The sequence below is a fragment of the Bradyrhizobium huanghuaihaiense genome (assembly GCF_007830635.1).
In the GTDB taxonomy this organism is placed as follows: domain Bacteria; phylum Pseudomonadota; class Alphaproteobacteria; order Rhizobiales; family Xanthobacteraceae; genus Bradyrhizobium; species Bradyrhizobium huanghuaihaiense.
In genome coordinates this window covers 184,417-202,451 of the sequence record NZ_VLLA01000015.1, presented here as the reverse complement: position 1 = coordinate 202,451, position 18,035 = coordinate 184,417, and the positions used below count along the sequence as shown (strand labels likewise).

The window sequence follows — 18,035 nt, the reverse complement described above, 5'->3', positions numbered from 1 at the left end:
GAAGGGGAGAGGCTTCTTCTGCTGAAGACCAGCACCCGGCCCGGCACCGAGACGTCATGTTCGCCAGGATCCGCGCGATGTCGCGGGCAAACTGTTGACGAGCTCGTGCAATGGATGGAGCAGGAAGCCTCACCCGGTCGCTTTTCAGATCGCTGAGGCCCCAAGCTGACCTGAAGGCGGCCGCTGTCGGAGCGGTCGTGCTTCTGCGCGAGTGGGTGCAAGAGAAGCTCGACGCCAGGCGCGAGCAGAAGCGCGAGGCCGCCAGGATCAAGACCAAAGCCAGGGCCAAGGTCGTCGTCGAGCGCGAGCCGCCGCCGCGCGTGGTCGCGCTGGTCGAGCGCTATGCGCCGCGCCGGGTCGGGATCACCATGACCGTGCTGCTGCTGCTCGGAAGCTGCGGCTTCGGCATCGTCAAGGGCGGCCATCTCCAGGACTTCATCACCGCGGTCAGCGACGCCCGCAACGCCATGGCCAATTCCGCCGGCTTCCGGATCACCTCCGTGGTGATTAACGGCCGCAAGCAGCTCACCCAGGATGAGATCCTCGCGATTGGCGGCGTCAGCGGCCGCTCCTCGCTGCTGTTCCTCGATGCGGATGCCGTGCGCGACAAGCTCAAGGCCAATCCCTGGATTGCGGATGCGACCGTGCTGAAGCTCTATCCGGGCCAGCTGATGATCGAGCTCACCGAGCGCAAGGCGTTCGCGCTGTGGCAGGAGGCGGGCCGCCTCTCCGTCATCGCCGACGACGGCGCCGTGCTCGAGCCTTACGTCTCGCGCCGCTTCCTGTCGCTGCCGCTCGTGGTCGGCAAGGGCGCCGACACCCAGGCCCGCGATTTCCTGGCGCTGCTGGCGCGCTATCCGCAGGTCAATGCGGTGACCAAGGCGGCGGTCTATGTCGGCGAGCGGCGCTGGAACCTGAGGCTGAAGGACGGCCTCGACATCCGCCTGCCCGAGCAGGACGTCGGCAACGCGCTCGCGATGCTGTCCAGGCTCGACAAGGAAGACAAGCTGTTCTCCCGCGACATCGTCGCCGTCGACATGCGCCTGCCGGATCGCCTGGTGGTGCAGCTGTCCGACGACGCGGCCAAGGCGCGCGAAGAGCAGTTCAAGGACAAGAAGAAAAAGAAGGCCGGGGACGCTGCATGACCGGTCTTGATCGCACCCAGACGCCGAAGACGCGCCAGATGCCGCACAAGCGCGGCGGCCTGGTCGCCTGTCTCGACATCGGCACCAGCAAGATCGCCTGCATGATCGCGCGGCTGAAGCCGTCGGCGCCGAGCGATGCCTTGCGCGGCCGCACCCACGCGGTGGAATTGATCGGCTACAGCCAGATCCAGTCGCGCGGCATGAAGGCCGGCGCGGTGGTCGATCTTACGGAATGCGAGCAGGCGGTCCGCCAGGCGGTCGCGCTGGCGGAGAAGATGGCCAAGGTGCGGGTCGAGTCCGTGCTGCTGTCGGTGTCCGGCGGCCGGCTCTCCGGACAGCTGGTCGAAGCCGCCGCCGACATCCGCGGCGGCGCCGTGACGCCCGCCGACGTCAGCCGCGTCACCTCCACCGGCATGCGCCACGCGACCGGCGAGGGCCGCACCGTGCTGCACGCGCTGCCGGTCGGTTACACACTCGACGGCGTCAAGGGCATCCGCGATCCCCGCGGCATGGTCGCGCACCAGTTCGGCGTCGACATGAACGTCGTCACTTGCGATGCCACCGTGGCGCGGAACCTGATGCTCGCGGTGGAACGCTGCCACATCAATGTCGAAGCCATGGCGGCGAGCCCCTATGTCGCCGGCTTGTCGGTTTTGACCGACGACGAGGCCGATCTCGGCGCGGCCGTCGTCGAGATGGGCGCGGGCACCACGACGATCGCGGTCTATTCCGGCGGCCGTTTCGTGCATGCGGCGGGTTTTGCGGTCGGCGGGCAACACATCACGATGGATCTCGCGCGTGGACTCTCCGCGACCATTGCCGATGCCGAGCGAATCAAGACTTTATACGGGACGGTCATCACCGGTGGATCGGACTCGCGTGAGCTGATGTCTGTACCGACAGCCGGTGACGAGCAGGATCTGCCGCAGATCGTCTCCCGCGCCACCATCGCCAACATCGTCAAGCACCGTGCCGAGGAAATCTTCGAAATGGTCCGGGACCGGCTGAAGGATTCGCCCTTCGCGTCAGAGCCCAACGGCCGCGTCGTGCTCTCGGGCGGTGCCTCGCAACTGACCGGTCTCGTCGAACTCGGAACACAAATTCTCGGCCGGCCCGTGCGGGTCGGACGTCCCCTCGGCTTCGGCCGGCTGCCCAACGAGGCGAAGAACGCCGCGTTCGCGGTGCCGGCCGGACTCCTCGTCTACCCGCAATATGTTCACCAGGAACATGTCGAACCGCGGCATACGCGGCAGCAGGTCAGAACAGGGACCGGCGGTTATTTTGGAAAGGTTGGACGATGGCTACGCGAGGGCTTCTGATGACTCCTTTCCGCAATCTCCCATTTTCACCAACTCCCGCGGCCGCCGGCCGGGGCGAACCCACGCGCGCGTGATCGAGAGGCAACCATGACCATCAGCATCAATGTTCCTGATATTCACGAACTGAAGCCCCGGATCACCGTGTTCGGCGTCGGCGGCGCCGGCGGCAACGCCGTCAACAACATGATCACGGCGGGCCTGCAGGGCGTCGACTTCGTGGTCGCCAACACCGACGCGCAGGCGCTGACGATGTCGAAGGCGCAGCGCATCGTGCAGATGGGCACGGCGGTTACGCAAGGCCTCGGCGCGGGTTCGCAGCCGAACGTCGGCGCCGCGGCGGCGGAAGAGGTGATCGACGAGCTGCGCGACCATCTCTCGGGCGCCAACATGGTGTTCGTCACCGCCGGCATGGGCGGCGGCACCGGCACCGGCGCTGCACCCGTCATCGCCAAGACCGCGCGCGACATGGGCATCCTCACCGTCGGCGTCGTGACCAAGCCGTTCCACTTCGAAGGCGGCCGCCGCATGCGCACCGCTGAAGCCGGCATCAACGAACTGCACAAGGTCGTCGATACGCTCCTGATCATCCCGAACCAGAACCTGTTCCGGGTCGCCAACGAGAAGACAACCTTCGCCGACGCCTTCGCGATGGCCGACCAGGTGCTCTATTCGGGCGTTGCCTGCATCACCGACCTGATGGTCAAGGAAGGCCTGATCAACCTCGACTTCGCCGACGTCCGCGCCGTCATGCGTGAGATGGGCAAGGCGATGATGGGCACCGGCGAAGCCTCCGGCGACAAGCGCGCGCTGACCGCCGCGGAAGCTGCGATCGCCAACCCGCTGATCGACGACTCGTCGATGAAGGGCGCCAAGGGCCTCCTGATCTCCATCACCGGCGGCAAGGACCTCACGCTGTTCGAGGTCGACGAGGCCGCGACCCGCATCCGCGAGGAAGTCGACCAGGACGCCAACATCATCGTCGGCGCCACCTTCGACGAAGCCCTCGACGGCCTGATCCGGGTCTCGGTCGTCGCCACCGGCATCGAGCAGGCCGCAATCGCCCGCAACAGCCAGGCGACCTCCGCGCCGGTCGCGAACGCGGCGCCGCAGGTGCAGCAGGCTCCCGCTGCTCCCGCCGCCGTTGCCGAGAGCCGTCTCGCCGACCTGACCGCGCGTCTGCGCGCTGACAATCAGCGCCTGGCCGAGCGCGCCCAGAAGCTGGAAGCCCAGGTCCCGGCGACCGCTCCGGCCCCGGCTGCTCCGGTCGCGCCGCGCCCGAACGTCGAGCGCGCGGCGCTCGCCGCCATCGCGGCTGCCGTTGCGGAAGTCCCTCAGGCTCCCGCGCCGCAGACCTATGGCGACGTCACCGTGCGTCCGATCGCGCAGAAGCCGACCCTGTTCCCGGAGCCTGACATGGCCCCGGTCGCGATGCAGGAGCCGATGATGCCGGAAAACTTCATCCCGCCGCAGGCCGAGCGCCCGCCGGTCCGCGCGCCGCGGATGCCGCGAATCGAGGAGCTGCCGATGCCGGCCCAGGCCGAGCTTCGCCAGGCCCGCGGCGAGGTGGAGGAAGAGACCCCGCAGAAGACCCGCCTGTCGCTGCTGCAGCGCCTCGCCAATGTCGGCCTCGGCCGCCGCGACGAGGAGAGCGAACCGCCGGTCGCCGCCCGCACCGCCGGCCCGGCCATGCCGCCGCTGCCCGATCGCCGGCCACAGAAGACCGTGGCGCAGCAGATCGCGGCCAGCGAGCCGGTATCGGAGTATGCCCGCCGTCCCGCGCCGCAGGGGCTCGACATGCATGGCCGCCCCGCACCTGTTGCGCCGGCGCCACAGGGTGACGACCATCTTGATATCCCGGCCTTCCTGCGGCGGCAGGCGACCTGAGGATTGTTACAATAAGGCAGACGAAAAAGGGTCCCGGCGACAAGCTTGCCGGGACCTTTCCTTTTCTCCCGGGAATACCCGGATTGCACGGTCAAGCATCTGATTTTAAATCATTAATTATGTATTCGGTGGTTCAGTAAAATCGCCGGCAGCGGCCCAAAACCCCGGCGCAATTTGGTTAAGCCTTGGCGCGAATACGGCAGGTTTGGGGTAACAATCGGTAAAAAACCGTGAGTTGGCGCTGTTTGAGGCAGCAACTATGGTTTGCCGTGACTTGGGGATACGGATTCGCACGACGGTCTAGGCCGATCGGTCGGGTCGAGTATAAGTCGCAATGGGTCGTAGTGGGGCGGGTTCCTGATGAAATTTAGCCGGCAAACAACGCTTCGTGCGCAAGCCACCGTGGCCGGCGTCGGCGTTCACTCCGGTCTTCCCGTCACTCTCACGCTTGGGCCTGCGCCTATCGACGCAGGTTTTATTTTTGTCCGTACGGGCCTCGAGGGAAGTGACCGCGAAGTTCAGGCGACCGCCGACCAGGTGATCGCGACCGACCTTGCCACCGTCCTCGGCGATCGTAACGGTCCGCTCGTCTCCACCGCAGAGCATGTGCTTGCTGCACTGCGGGGCATGGGCGTGGACAACGCCACGATCGAGCTCGACGGGCCGGAAGTACCGATCATGGACGGCAGCGCCGCAGCGTTCGTTGCCGCCATCGACCAGGCCGGCATCGTCACCCAGTCGGCGCAGCGCCGCTTCATCCAGGTTTTGAAGCCGGTCTCGGTCAAGATCGGCGACTCCTTCGGCGAAATCCGGCCCTATGCCAACGGGTTCCGCGCCGAGGTCGAGATCGACTTCACCAATCCCGTCATCGGTCAGCAAAGCTACGCCTTCGACCTCAATCCGGAGCGCTTCCGCCGCGAAGTCGGCCGTGCCCGGACCTTCGGCCTGATGTGCGACGTGGCCCGGCTCTGGAGCGCGGGCTATGCCCTCGGCGCTTCCTTCGACAACACCATCGTGTTCGACGAGGAGCGGCTGCTCAACACCGAGGGCCTGCGCTACGCCGACGAATGTGCCCGTCACAAGGTGCTGGACGTGATCGGCGACCTCGCGCTGGCCGGCTTGCCGCTGCTCGGTGCCTACCGTTCGGTCCGCGGCGGCCACAAGCTCAACCACGCCGTCCTGACCGCGCTGCTGGCCGACCGTACCGCTTGGCGCGTGGTCGAGGGCGAGGCGGTGCGTCGCACCACCCGTCCGGTGGGCGAAGTCGGTCGCGGCATTGTCGGCGGCCGGATCGCAGCCGCCTACGGGCCGGACGTGTCCTGAAGGGACTTGCTGTCGCCGGCCTTTGACGGCGGCTTGCCCCGTGGAAACTCCTGGTAACCATGATCGGCTAGCATTGCGGCGAGTTCGCCTTAATCCGGGCGAAATGCCTGCCTATCCGGTTGGTTAGGATCGTTTTTGGATACATCGGCGTGGTCGCATGGCAGGCACCACGGCACCATTTCGCGCTCATGGCGGGGTTCATGGGCTGGCGGGCACCGCATCACAGGGCGTCAGGGCAAAACTCATGTCGGCACAGCGTATGACGCGCGGATCTCTTTCGATTTCGGCTAAGGCCTCGATTGCCGCCCGTGGGCTGCTTCAGGCTGCCACCTTCGTCCTGCTGGCGCTGCCGCTGGCCGGCTGCGGCACCGGCGATCTCTGGGACAAGTTCACCGCCAAGGACGACACCTTCGTCGAGGAGCCTGCAGACAAGATCTACAATGAGGGCCTGTACCTCATGAACGAGAAGAAGGACATGAAGGCGGCGAACAAGAAGTTCGAGGAGGTCGACCGCCAGCATCCCTATTCCGACTGGGCCCGCAAATCGCTGCTGATGTCGGCCTACGCCTCCTACCAGGGCGGCGACTATGACGGCTGCATTGGCGCTGCCACCCGCTACGTCACGCTGCATCCCGGCAGCCCGGATGCGGCCTATGCGCAGTACCTGATCGCCGCCTCGCACTACGACCAGATCCCCGACATCAGCCGCGACCAGACCCGCACCGAGAAGGCGATCGCCTCGCTGGAAGAGGTGATACGCAAATATCCGACGTCCGAATATGCGACCTCCGCCAAGGCCAAGATCGAGGGCGCCCGCGACCAGCTCGCCGGCAAGGAAATGAATGTCGGCCGCTACTACGCGCAGAAGCGCGACTACACCGCCGCGATCAACCGCTACAAGGCCGTCGTCACCCAGTACCAGACCACGCGCCATGTCGAGGAGGCGCTCTACCGGCTGACCGAAGCCTACATGGCGATCGGCATCGTCGGCGAGGCGCAGACCGCCGCCGCCGTGCTTGGCCACAATTTTCCTGACAGCCGCTGGTACAAGGACGCCTATAATCTTGTAAAATCGGGTGGTCTCGAGCCGAGCGAGAATCAGGGGTCCTGGATCAGCAAGACCTTCAAGAAGATGGGCCTCGGCTAGGAAATTTTGGGGTTCCATGCTGGCGCGTCTGTCGATCCGTGACATCGTCCTGATCGAACGGCTCGATATCGAATTCGCCACCGGCCTTGCGGTTTTGACCGGCGAGACCGGGGCGGGCAAATCCATCCTGCTCGATGCCTTTGCGCTGGCGCTCGGCGGCCGCGGCGATGCCGGCCTCGTGCGCCATGGCGCGGAGCAGGGGCAGGTCACCGCCGTCTTCGATATCCCGAAGAATCACCCCGCGGCGAAGATCCTGGCCGAGAACGGTCTCGACGACACCGGAGAGATGATTCTCCGTCGCGTGCAGCTCGCGGACGGCCGTACCCGCGCCTTCATCAACGACCAGTCGATCAGCGTGCAGACGCTGAAGGCGGTCGGCGCCGCGCTGGTCGAGATCCACGGCCAGCATGACGAGCGCGCGCTGGTCGACGCCGCCACGCACCGCCGCCTGCTCGATGCCTTCGCAGGCCTCGAAAAGGACGTCGCGGCCGTCGAGGAGCTCTGGGACGCCCGCCGCACCGCCAACACGGCTTTGGAAGAGCATCGCGCCGGCATGGAGCGCGCTGCGCGCGAGGCCGACTATCTGCGCCACGCCTCCGACGAGCTGAAGCAGCTCGCGCCCAAGGAGGGCGAGGAGACCTCTCTGGCGCAGCGCCGCACCACGATGATGCAGGGCGAGAAGATCGCCTCCGATCTGCGCGAGGCGCAGGAGGCGGTCGGCGGCAATCATTCGCCGGTTGCGGCGCTGTCGGCGGCGGTGCGCCGGCTGGAGCGCCGCGGCGTCAACTCGCCGGCGCTGGTCGAGCCCGCGGTGAAGGCGATCGACGCCGCGATCAACGCGCTGGAGGAAGCCGACCAGCATCTGCTGGCCGCGCTTGCCGCAACCGATTTCGACCCGGCCGAGCTCGAACGCATCGAGGAGCGGCTGTTCGCGCTGCGCGCCGCCTCCCGCAAATATTCGACTCCGGTCGACCAGCTCGCGGCGCTTGCCGCCAAATACGCTGCCGACGTCGTGCTGATCGACGCGGGCGCTTCGCGGTTGAAGAAGCTCGAGCAGGCTGCGATCGAGGCAGATGGCCGCTATGCCGCCGCCGCCAAGAAGCTGTCGCTGGCGCGGCAGAAATCGGCGGAAAAGCTCAACAAGGCCGTCAATGCGGAGCTTGCCCCGCTCAAGCTCGAACGCGCCAAGTTCATGACCCAGGTCGCGACCGACGAGGCCGCGCCGGGCCCGCAGGGCTTCGACCGCGTCGAGTTCTGGGTGCAGACCAATCCGGGCACCAAGCCGGGTCCGATGATGAAGGTCGCCTCCGGCGGCGAGCTGTCGCGCTTCCTGCTGGCGCTCAAGGTCGTGCTGTCCGACCGCGGCTCGGCACCGACGCTGGTGTTCGACGAGATCGACACCGGTGTCGGCGGCGCGGTTGCGGATGCCATCGGCGGTCGCCTGGCGCGGCTTGCCGGCAAGGTCCAAGTGATGGCCGTGACCCACGCCCCGCAGGTCGCCGCCCGTGCCGATCAGCACCTGCTGATCTCCAAGGACGCCCTCGACAAGGGCAAGCGCGTCGCCACCCGCGTCAACGCGCTCGCCGCCGACCACCGCCGCGAGGAGATCGCCCGCATGCTCGCCGGCGCCGAGATCACGGCCGAGGCCAGGGCAGCCGCGGAGAGGCTGCTGAAGGCGGCGACGGCTTAGGCCTCCGTGTCCCGGGCGCGCGCAGCGCGAGCCGGGACCCAGAATGCCTCGTCACATAGGCCCCGGCTCTGCAGCGCACCGCACCGGACGATGCTTCGCATCGCCGGGAGCGTCGCGCTGCGTCCGGGGCACGAGATTTCCACACGCCTTTACCGTGCTACCCGCTCCGTCGTATCCAAGCACCATGGCAAGAGCAGCAAAATCGAAACCGCTTCGCGACGTCGCCGATCTCACCAAGGCGCAGGCCAAGGTCGAGCACATGCGGTTGTCGCTCGAGATCGAGGGACACAACGAGCGCTACTATCAGGAGGATGCGCCCACCGTCACCGACGCCGAGTACGACGCTCTGCGTCAGCGCCTCAACGCGATCGAGAAACGCTTTCCGGAATTCGTCAGCGCAGAGTCGCCGTCGCAGAAGGTCGGCGCGGCACCGTCCGGGCGCTTCAGGAAGGTGCGGCACTCCGTGCCCATGCTGTCGCTCGACAACGCCTTTGCCGAAGAGGACGTGCGCGACTTCGTCGGCCGCATCGTGCGCTTCCTGAAGCTCGACGATGACAAGATCGATTTCTCCGCCGAGCCGAAGATCGACGGCCTCTCGATGTCGCTGCGCTACGAGGGCGGCGAGCTCGTCACGGCGGCAACGCGCGGCGACGGGGCGGAGGGCGAGGACGTCACCGCCAACATCCGCACCCTCGAAGACGTGCCGCAGAAGTTGAAGGGCCGCAACGTCCCCGACATCTGCGAGGTGCGCGGCGAGGTCTACATGACCAAGAAGGCCTTCCTCGCGCTCAACGAGCGGCAGAAGGCCGCCGGCGACACCATCTTCGCCAATCCGCGCAACTCGGCCGCGGGCTCGCTACGGCAGAAGGATCCGACCATCACCGCCTCGCGTCCGCTCGGCTTCTTCGCCTATGCCTGGGGCCAGATGAGCGCGATGCCGGAGGATACGCAGAGCGGCATGATCGGCTGGTTCGAGCGCTGCGGCTTCAAGACCAATCCGCTGACCAAGCTGTGCCATTCGGTCGAGGAGCTGCTCGCATTTCATCACGCGATCGAGGAGCAGCGCGCAAAACTCGACTACGACATCGACGGCGTCGTCTACAAGGTCGACCGTATCGACTGGCAGGAGCGGCTCGGCTTCGTCTCGCGCACGCCGCGCTGGGGCATTGCGCACAAATTCCCGGCCGAGCGCGCCATGACGGTGCTGCGCGACATCGAGATCCAGGTCGGCCGCACCGGCTCGTTCACACCGGTCGGCAAGCTCGAGCCGGTCGGCGTCGGCGGCGTGATCGTGCAGAACGTCACGCTGCACAATGAGGATTACATCAAGGGCATCGGCAACAAGGGCGAAGTGCTGCGCGAGGGGCGCGATATCAGGATCGGCGACACCGTCGTGATCCAGCGCGCCGGCGACGTCATCCCGCAAGTGGTCGACGTCGTCCTCGACAAGCGGCCGAAGAGCGCCAAGGAATTCGAGTTCCCGAAGAAGTGCCCGTGCCCGCTGCACACCGACGTCACGCGCGAGGAGACCGCGGCGGGCGAAGAGGGCTCGCGCGCGCGCTGCACCGGCGAGTTCGCCTGCCCCTATCAGAAGATCGAGCACCTCAAGCTGTTCGTGTCGCGGCGCGCCTTCGACATCGACGGTCTTGGCGAGAAGCAGCTCCAGTATTTCTTCGACGAAGGTTGGGTCAGGGAGCCCGCCGACATCTTCACGCTGGAGAAGCGCAATTCGAAGCTCAAGCTCGAGGAGATCGAGGGCTACGGCGCGACCTCGGTGCGCAATCTGTTCGGCGCCATCGAGAGCCGGCGCAAAATCGCGCTGGAGCGGTTCGTCTATGCGCTCGGCATGCGCCATGTCGGCGAGACCACGGCCTTGGCGCTGGCGCGCGGCTACGGCTCGTGGGAGGGCTTTCATGACGCCTGCCTCAAGGTCGCCAAGGGCGACGAGGAGGCGATGGCCGACATGGATGCGCTCGACCAGATCGGCGACACCGTGATCAAGAGCATCGCCGACTATTTCGGCGAGAGCCACAATCGCGGCATCGTCGAGCGCCTGACCAGGGAGGTCGAGATCGTCGACGCCGAGAAGCCGAAGAGCAACTCGCCCGTTGCCGGCAAGACCGTGGTGTTCACGGGCTCGCTGGAGAAGATGACGCGGGACGAAGCCAAGGCGACCGCGGAGCGTTTAGGTGCGAAAGTGTCCGGGTCGGTGTCGAAGAAGACCGACCTCGTCGTCGCCGGCCCCGGCGCCGGCTCGAAGCTCGCGGAGGCCAACAAGCACGGCGTCAAGGTGTTGACGGAAGACGAGTGGCTGAAGCTGATCGGGGAGTGATGCTTTCTTCCGTCATTGCGAGCGCAGCGAAGCAATCCAGAATCTTTCCGCGGTGACAGTCTGGATTGCTTCGCTGCGCTCGCAATGACGGGGAGGGCGGGGTGCCGCCTCTCACACCATCCCCGTCTCTTCCTCCTCCGCCTGCTCGATCAGCGCTTCGCTCACCACCACCTCGCGGCGCGGGACGACGAAGATCATCGTGCAGGCGCAGAGCAGCGAGATCGCCAGGATCGCCGCGGTCAGCGGCAGCGCCGTCGTAGAGTGGCCGCCGAGATACGCGCCGAACTGCGACATCAGCGCGCCGAGGCCCTGTTGCAGAAAACCCATCGCGCCCGACGCCGTGCCGGCGGCCTCGGGGCGGACGCTGATGGCGCCGGCTGCGGAATTTGCCATCACGATGGCGTTGCCGGCCATCACGATCATCTGGGTGCCGAACAGCCAGTGTGGGGCCGCGTTCAGTCCCGTCAGGCTCCAGAGCAGGTTCAAGATGCTGCCGCCGAGCTGCAGCGCCAGCCCGAACCAGATCAGCTTCTCCAGCGAGTGACGCGGCGCAAAGCGCACGCAGAGCAGATTGCCAACGAGAAAGGCGAGGCTGCTGGTGGCAAACCACGCGCCATATTCGACGGTGGTTCGGCCCATCTGCGTCACCACGACGTACGGACCGCCGCCGGCGAAGGTGAAGATGATCTGCGAGGCCAGCACCTGGCACAGCACGTAGCCGACGAAGGCGCGGTTCCTGATCAGGCTACCGACATCGCCGCGAAAGCCGCCGCCGGCCGCACGGTCGCGGCGCGTCTCCGGCAGCGCGAGCGCGATGCCGATCGCGACCGCAAGAGAGCCTGCGGTAATCGCGTAGAAGATCGCGCGCCAGCCGAACGCGGTCTCAATCAGGCCGCCGGTCAGTGGCGAGAGCATCTGCGCGATCATCATGACGGCGATGACGAGGCTGATCATGGCGCCGACGCGCTCGCGCTCGTAGAGATCGCGGATGATGGCACGGCTCACCACCATCCCGGTAGCCCCGCCGAGCGCCTGGAAGAAACGTGCAGCGATCAGTTGCGGCAGGCTCCCGGCGAAGACACAGCCGATGCTCGCCGCGACCATCAGCGCGAGTCCTGCGAGCAGCACCGGGCGCCGCCCGAATTTGTCGGACAGCGGGCCCATGATCAGTTGCGAGCAGGCGATGCCGACCATGTACAGCGATACCGTCATCTGCGCGATCGAGATGTCGCTGCCGAAATTCGTCGCCAGCACCGGCAGCGCCGGAACCAGCATGTAGAGCGAGATCGGCGCAACGCCCGTCATGCAGACGAGCAACAGCAACATCACGCGCGAGCTCGCGATGTCTTTCGTTGCCGCGTCCGGCGGCCTGCTGATCATGCCGTGCATAAGTGTCCGTCTCGTCGAAATCCGAATCGACTGTAGCGTGCTCACGCAAGATCGATATCGGCGTTTCGGAATGCGGCTATTCGGATTTTGGGACGGTTATGATGAGGCGTGATGGCGACCGATTGGGCGCGTCGCTCGCGCCAAACATTCGGTGTCATTCCCCGCGAAGGCGGGGAATCCAGTACGCCGCGGCCTATCCGGATGCGTCTGACGTCTCTGGAATACTGGATGCCCCGCCTTCGCGGGGCATGACAGTCATGTTGGAGAAGCAGCCTTGCGCTGGTCGCGTAGCGCCATGCGCGCTACGCCTTCAGCTCCGCCGTCGCCTGATCGAGCCAGGCCTTCGTCGCCTCATCCAGCGCCGGCCGCACCTCGGCCCTCACGCGCGCATGGTAGGCGTTGAGCCAGTCGAGCTCGTCCTTGTTCAGCATCGCGGCGTCGATCAGCCGGCGGTCGATCGGCGCCAGCGTCAGCGTCTCGAAGCCGTTCATCGGCTTCTCGGCACCCTTGATCTCGGCGGCGACGACGAGCTCGAGGTTCTCGATGCGGATGCCGAAACCGTCGGTCTTGTAATAGCCGGGCTCGTTGGAGAGGATCATGCCGCGCCTCAGCGGCGTGGTGCCGAGCTTCGAGATCCGGGCCGGCCCCTCATGCACCGAGAGATAGCTGCCGACGCCGTGGCCGGTGCCGTGCTCGAAATCGACGCCGGCGGCCCAGAGATATTGCCGCGCCAGCGTGTCGAGCTGCGCCCCGGTGGTGCCGTCGGGGAAGATCGCGCGCGCGATGGCGATGTGGCCGCGCAGCACGCGGGTGAAGCGGTCGCGCATCTCGGCAGTGGGCTCGCCGACCGCCATGGTGCGCGTGACGTCGGTGGTGCCGTCCTCATATTGCGCGCCGGAATCGATCAGCAGCAGATCGCCGGGCGCGATGCGCCGGTTGCTCTTGCGGGTGACGCGGTAATGCACGATGGCGCCGTTCGGCCCCGTTCCAGAGATGGTCGGGAACGAGACGTCCTTGAGCGCGCCAGTGTCGCGGCGGAATGTTTCGAGCGCCTCGACCGCGTCGATCTCGGTGAGCTTGCCGCTTGGTGCCTCGCGATCGATCCACGCCAGGAAGCGCGCCAACGCCACGGCGTCGCGCACATGGGCCGTCTTGGTGCCCTTGATCTCGGTCGCGTTCTTGACTGCCTTGAGCAATGCAATTGGATCGCTGCCGCGGACCGGCTTGCCGCTGGCGCCCGCGATCAGCCGGCTCAGCGCGTCGGCGGCGGTGGCGTTGTCGAGCGCGATCGCCGCGCCGCTTTTGGCCAGCGCCATCAGCGTCGGCGCCATCGCGTCGGGTTCGCGCACGTCGGCGGATTGTTCGAGATGGTCGCGCGAGAGGTTGGAGAGTTTGCGGTGGTCGATGAAGATGGTGGGACGGCCATCCTTGGGCACCAGCGCGTAGGACAGTGGCAGCGGTGTATGCGCGACGTCGGCGCCGCGGATGTTGAAGGTCCAGGCCACGGCATGGCTGTCCGACAGCACGAGCGCATCTGCGCCAAGCTTGGCGATCTCGTCCCTGATCTGCGTCAGCTTCTCGGCTTCCGTGACCCCGGCATGCTGGAGGCTGTGTACGGCCACGGGGGCAAGCGGCGGCTGCGGCCGGTCCTGCCAGATCGCATCGACCGGATTGCCGTCGACGGCGACGAGCTCAGCGCCGGCCTTGGCGCAGGCGGCGGCCAAGCGCTCGGCTGCCGAAAAAGTGTGCAGCCACGGATCAAATCCGAGGCGATCGCCCGCCTTCAGATGGGCCGTCACCCAGCTTTCCGGCGGCGGATCGATCAGCGATTCCACCGCCCAGGCCTTGCCATCGACCTGCTTAGCCGCCTGCAGCGTATAGCGGCCATCGACGAACAAGGCGGCCTCGCGGGTCAGCACCACCGCAAAGCCCGCCGAACCGGTGAAGCCGGTCAGCCAGGCCAGCCGCTCTTCCGACGGAGGCACATATTCGTTCTGCTGCTGATCGGCGCGCGGAATGACGAAGCCGGTCAGCTTGCGGCGGGCGAGTTCTTCGCGGAGTGCGGCAAGGCGCGCCGTCAACGCGACGCCGGCCTCGGGCTCCTCGAATGTCTGGAAGTGCGCTTCGAACATGTGGATCACTCTAGGATCATGGGCATCGGTCCGCAATCTAGACGCATTTCCATCGCATCTGGCATGGACTGTGCTTGAAAATGTTCCATTCGAATGAGTGGAGTAAAGGATGCGGCAGTTGCGCTTCGTCCGGATGACAGGGAAATTCGAGCAAGTGGTTCATCTCAACGGCGAGGGGACACACGATGCCAGCGTTCACGTTTGAGAAGATCTCGCCGCCGGCGCGCCGCACCCCGGCCGCAACGGCACCGAAGAAGCCGCGCGGCCTCATCAGCCAGATGATCGACCGTTTCGCCGAGCGCCGCGCAAGGCGCGCCTTGCAGGGCAAGCGCGCCGTGCGCCGGGACGAGAAGCCGGCGGAGTAGCGCGGCAACGGGAATGTCGTAGGGTGGACAAAGGCGCTCTTGCGCCGTGCCCACCATCTTCCATGATTATCGATCGTTATGGTGGGCACGCTTCGCTTTGCCCACCCTACGGCACCTCGTTTTACCCCACCTTCCGCAACAACAGACTGCTCCACCCCTCGATCTGCAGGTGCCGCTGTGGCACGAGCCCGCGCGCGCGATAGGCGGCGATCACGGCGGGGGCCTGATGCGTCAACAGGCCGGAGAGGATGACACGGGCGCCGGGCGCAAGGTGCCGCGCCATCGGGCTCGCCAGCTGCCGCAGCGGGTTGGCGAGAATGTTGGCCAGCACCAGGTCGAACGGCCCGGCCCGGGCAAAATCCGGCGCGGCGAAGCCGGTGGCGCGGATCACCCGCACATGATGCCCGGTTTCATTCAGCGTCGCGTTCTCCGCTGCCACCCGGACCGAGGGCGGGTCGATGTCGGAGGCCAGCACCGCGCGATGCAGCGCCTTGGCCGCCGCGATGGCCAGCACGCCGGTTCCGGTGCCGAGGTCGAGCACGTTGCGCGGAAGGGAACTCTTCAGGACATGGTCAAGCAGGAGTAAACAGCCGCGCGTGGTGCCGTGATGGCCGGTGCCGAAGGCGAGCGCCGCCTCGATCTCGATCTTGAGCTTGTTCGGCGCCACGCGATTGCGGTCATGACTGCCGTGCACGACGAAGCGCCCGGCCGGCACCGGGACCAGATCCTCCAGGCTCGCCTTGACCCAGTCCTTGGCCTCGACGGTGTCGAAGACAAGTGTGTCGGCAATCTCATTTCCTGCTGAAGTAGCAATGAGTTCGCGCAGCCAGGCTTGGTCCGGCGGCTCGGCGAAATGCAGCGTGACGTCCCACTGGCCGTCGGGCCGTTCGAACGCGGCAACCGCTGCGTCGCCCTCGAAAAACATCTCGGTGAGCACATCGACGACGCGCCTTGCGGCGGCTTCGGTACCGATCGAGAAGCTGGCGCGATGGGTGGGGGAAGGCTGCATTCTCAGGGTTCCATCGGCTCAATTTTGGGAACTTTTGCGCGCAATTTTCCGCATAAGTTGAATCTCGGGATTAACTGGACCGAAGGTCGCACCCCGTAGATTTGCGGCTGTTGGGGTTGGCCAACACAGCTTGAAATTGAAACGGAGGCACGTCTTGAAGCGCATGGTTTTGAAGTTCTGGTCCGACGAATCCGGTGCGACCGCAATTGAATACGGCCTGATCGCGGCCGGCATCGCCCTGGCGATCATCACCGTGGTGAACAGCTTGGGCAGCACGATGAACGACAAGTTCGGTTCGATTAGCACCTCCTTGAAGTAATTTCCGCCTTCGATTTCCAGCGGGGGCTACTTTCTTCATAGAAGTCAGACGAGCGCCCGCGCGGGGAATTGCCCTCGGCGGGCGAGTTCGTTTGGGGGCTCGGCGATGTCCACAGGCCGTCAGCCCTTTATCAGGGCGTCATCCACCGGCTCATCCTCCAGCTGTCCCGCGGTTATCCACCGCCCTTTCCTCACCATGTCCGGATCGGGCTCCCCGCCTGACCACAGACATCTCGACAGTCTGTCCACAGCCGATCCACAGGCCTATCCACGGCTTCCGAACAGCGCGCGGTGGTCCCGCAGGATCACGCGCGCGGCATTGTGGCCGGGGGCGCCGGTGACGCCGCCGCCGGGGTGGGCGCCGGAGCCGCAGTGATAGAGGCCCTTCACCGGCCCGCGATAATCGGCATGGCCCAGCATCGGCCGCGCCGAGAACAGCTGGTTCAGCGTCAGCGCGCCGTGGAAGATGTCGCCGCCGAGGAGGCCGAACTGCCGTTCGAGATCGAGCGGGGAGAGGATCTGGCGGCCGAGCACGCTGGAGGCAAAACCCGGCGCGTAGGCATCCACCGTCGCGATCATGAGATCGGCGACCTCGTCACGATGGTCGTCCCACGATTTTCCGTCGGGAAGCTCCGGCGCGACGTGCTGGCAGAACAGGCTTGCGACATGCTTGCCGGCGGGCGCCAGCGTGTCGTCGAGCGTCGAGGGGATCAGCATCTCGACGACAGGCTGTCGGCTCCAGCCCTGCGCGCGCGCATCGAGATAGGCGCGGTCCATGTAGGGAAGGCTTGGTGCGAGGATGATGCCGGAGGTGAGGTGATCCCCCTCGCCTGATAGCGCGGTGAAGGAGGGCAGGCGGTCCAGCGCCACGTTCATGCGGAAGGTGCCGGAGCCGTTCTTCCAGTGCCGGATGCGGGCGAGGAAGTCCTGCGGCAGCGCGTCGGCCGCGATCAGTCGCGTATAGAGCAGCTTTGGATTGACGTTGGCCGCGACATATTTCGCGCGGATCGTCTCGCCGTTCTCCAGCACCACGCCAACGGCGCGGTCGCGCTCGACGATCACCTCGCGCACGCCCGCATCGGTGTCGATCGCGACGCCGCGATCCCTGGCGGCACGCGCCATCGCCTGCGTGATCGCGCCCATGCCGCCGATGGCGTGGCCCCAGACGCCCTTCTTGCCGTTCACCTCGCCGAAGGCGTGATGCAGCATCACGTAGGCCGAGCCGGCGGCATAGGGGCTGGCGTAATTGCCGACGATGGCATCGAAGCCGAACAGCGCCTTGACCAGATCGTGCTCGAAACGCTCGTCCAGCATCTCGCCGGCCGAGCGCGTGAACAGGTCGAGCAGGCTGCGGCTTTGCTCCAGCGTCAGGCCGCGCAGGATGTTGGCGCTCTGCAATGCGTTCACGGCCTCGCGGATCGCGTTCGTGCCAAAGCCGTCGAGCAGGTTCGGCGGCGCGCGCAGCACGAATTGCCGGAGCACGTCGGCGATGTCCTCCAACTCGCGCGAGAAGCCGTCGAGCGCCTCCGCATCGCGCGCGTTGAGCCGCGCGACCGACGCTTTGGTCCGCCCCTCGCCGGTGAGGAGATAGCTGCCGTCGGGCGCGGGCAGGAAATTCTGCGCGCGCCGTTCGACCACCCGCAGGCCGTGCTCGGCGAGCTTGAGGTCAGCGATCACCTGCGGATTGAGCAGGCTCACCGTGTAGGCCGCGACCGAATTGCGAAAGCCGGGGTGAAACTCCTCCGTGACGGCGGCGCCGCCGACCACCTTGCGCCGTTCGACCACGCGCACGCGCAGGCCCGCTCCCGCGAGATAGGCCGCGCAGGTGAGGCCGTTATGGCCAGCGCCGATGATGACAACGTCGGTTTCGGTCATGATGGATTTCGGGGCCCAGTCTACCGTCATTCCGGGGCTCGCGAAGCGAGAACCCGGAATCTCGAGGTTCCGGGTTCGATGCTTTGCATCGCCCCGGAACGACATCT

At 66.3% G+C, this 18,035-nt stretch carries 13 protein-coding genes; 9 read left to right on the top strand and 4 right to left on the bottom strand.

What is annotated here, in order from left to right; all coding sequences use genetic code 11:
- The first annotated feature begins 110 nt into the window (after window positions 1-110).
- From IQ16_RS27520 to ligA, 7 genes are all read left to right on the top strand, one after another.
- On the top strand, window positions 111-1,145 hold the full coding sequence (locus IQ16_RS27520) for a cell division protein FtsQ/DivIB (RefSeq protein ID WP_018640933.1): 1,035 nt from the start codon (window positions 111-113) through the stop codon (window positions 1,143-1,145).
- Window positions 1,142-2,464, top strand: coding sequence for a cell division protein FtsA (gene ftsA / locus IQ16_RS27515; protein ID WP_018640932.1), 1,323 nt, complete (start codon window positions 1,142-1,144; stop codon window positions 2,462-2,464). Before IQ16_RS27520 ends, ftsA begins: the two co-directional genes overlap by 4 nt.
- An 87-nt stretch (window positions 2,465-2,551) precedes the next feature.
- Window positions 2,552-4,348, top strand: coding sequence for a cell division protein FtsZ (gene ftsZ, locus IQ16_RS27510; protein ID WP_018640931.1), 1,797 nt, complete (start codon window positions 2,552-2,554; stop codon window positions 4,346-4,348).
- Window positions 4,349-4,708: 360 nt separating this feature from the next.
- Entirely contained in the window at window positions 4,709-5,671 is a 963-nt protein-coding gene (gene lpxC / locus IQ16_RS27505; protein ID WP_018640930.1) for a UDP-3-O-acyl-N-acetylglucosamine deacetylase, read from the top strand.
- A gap of 244 nt (window positions 5,672-5,915) precedes the next feature.
- Window positions 5,916-6,818 (top strand): outer membrane protein assembly factor BamD, encoded by a 903-nt coding sequence (locus IQ16_RS27500; protein ID WP_026311691.1) that lies wholly within the window; start codon window positions 5,916-5,918, stop codon window positions 6,816-6,818.
- Between the two features lie 16 nt (window positions 6,819-6,834).
- Window positions 6,835-8,508: a DNA repair protein RecN gene (recN, locus tag IQ16_RS27495; RefSeq protein ID WP_018640929.1), complete on the top strand. Its 1,674-nt coding sequence runs from the start codon at window positions 6,835-6,837 to the stop codon at window positions 8,506-8,508.
- A gap of 184 nt (window positions 8,509-8,692) precedes the next feature.
- Complete coding sequence (gene ligA, locus IQ16_RS27490) at window positions 8,693-10,840, top strand: NAD-dependent DNA ligase LigA (RefSeq protein ID WP_018640928.1); 2,148 nt, start codon at window positions 8,693-8,695, stop codon at window positions 10,838-10,840.
- A gap of 111 nt (window positions 10,841-10,951) precedes the next feature.
- On the opposite strand, the gene IQ16_RS27485 is transcribed toward ligA, so the two are convergent.
- Entirely contained in the window at window positions 10,952-12,229 is a 1,278-nt protein-coding gene (locus IQ16_RS27485) for a multidrug effflux MFS transporter (protein ID WP_145831855.1), read from the bottom strand.
- Window positions 12,230-12,531: 302 nt separating this feature from the next.
- On the bottom strand, window positions 12,532-14,361 hold the full coding sequence (locus IQ16_RS27480; RefSeq protein WP_018640926.1) for an aminopeptidase P family protein: 1,830 nt from the start codon (window positions 14,359-14,361) through the stop codon (window positions 12,532-12,534).
- Window positions 14,362-14,546: 185 nt separating this feature from the next.
- On the opposite strand from IQ16_RS27480, the gene IQ16_RS27475 reads away from it, so the two are divergent.
- A complete protein-coding gene (locus IQ16_RS27475; protein WP_018640925.1) occupies window positions 14,547-14,726 on the top strand; it encodes a hypothetical protein in 180 nt (59 codons plus the stop codon).
- A 121-nt stretch (window positions 14,727-14,847) separates the two neighbouring features.
- Here IQ16_RS27475 and IQ16_RS27465 read toward each other — a convergent pair whose 3' ends face one another.
- A complete protein-coding gene (locus tag IQ16_RS27465) occupies window positions 14,848-15,735 on the bottom strand; it encodes a 50S ribosomal protein L11 methyltransferase (protein WP_018640924.1) in 888 nt (295 codons plus the stop codon).
- A 163-nt stretch (window positions 15,736-15,898) separates the two neighbouring features.
- Here IQ16_RS27465 and IQ16_RS27460 point away from each other — a divergent pair, with 163 nt between their 5' ends.
- The gene (locus tag IQ16_RS27460; RefSeq protein WP_129272625.1) at window positions 15,899-16,054 is read left to right on the top strand and encodes a Flp family type IVb pilin; all 156 of its coding nucleotides are present in this window, start codon (window positions 15,899-15,901) and stop codon (window positions 16,052-16,054) included.
- A 263-nt stretch (window positions 16,055-16,317) separates the two neighbouring features.
- Here the strand turns inward: IQ16_RS27460 and IQ16_RS27455 are convergent, their stop codons facing one another.
- Window positions 16,318-17,928 (bottom strand): phytoene desaturase family protein, encoded by a 1,611-nt coding sequence (locus IQ16_RS27455; RefSeq protein WP_026311690.1) that lies wholly within the window; start codon window positions 17,926-17,928, stop codon window positions 16,318-16,320.
- Between the last annotated feature and the right edge of the window lie 107 nt (window positions 17,929-18,035).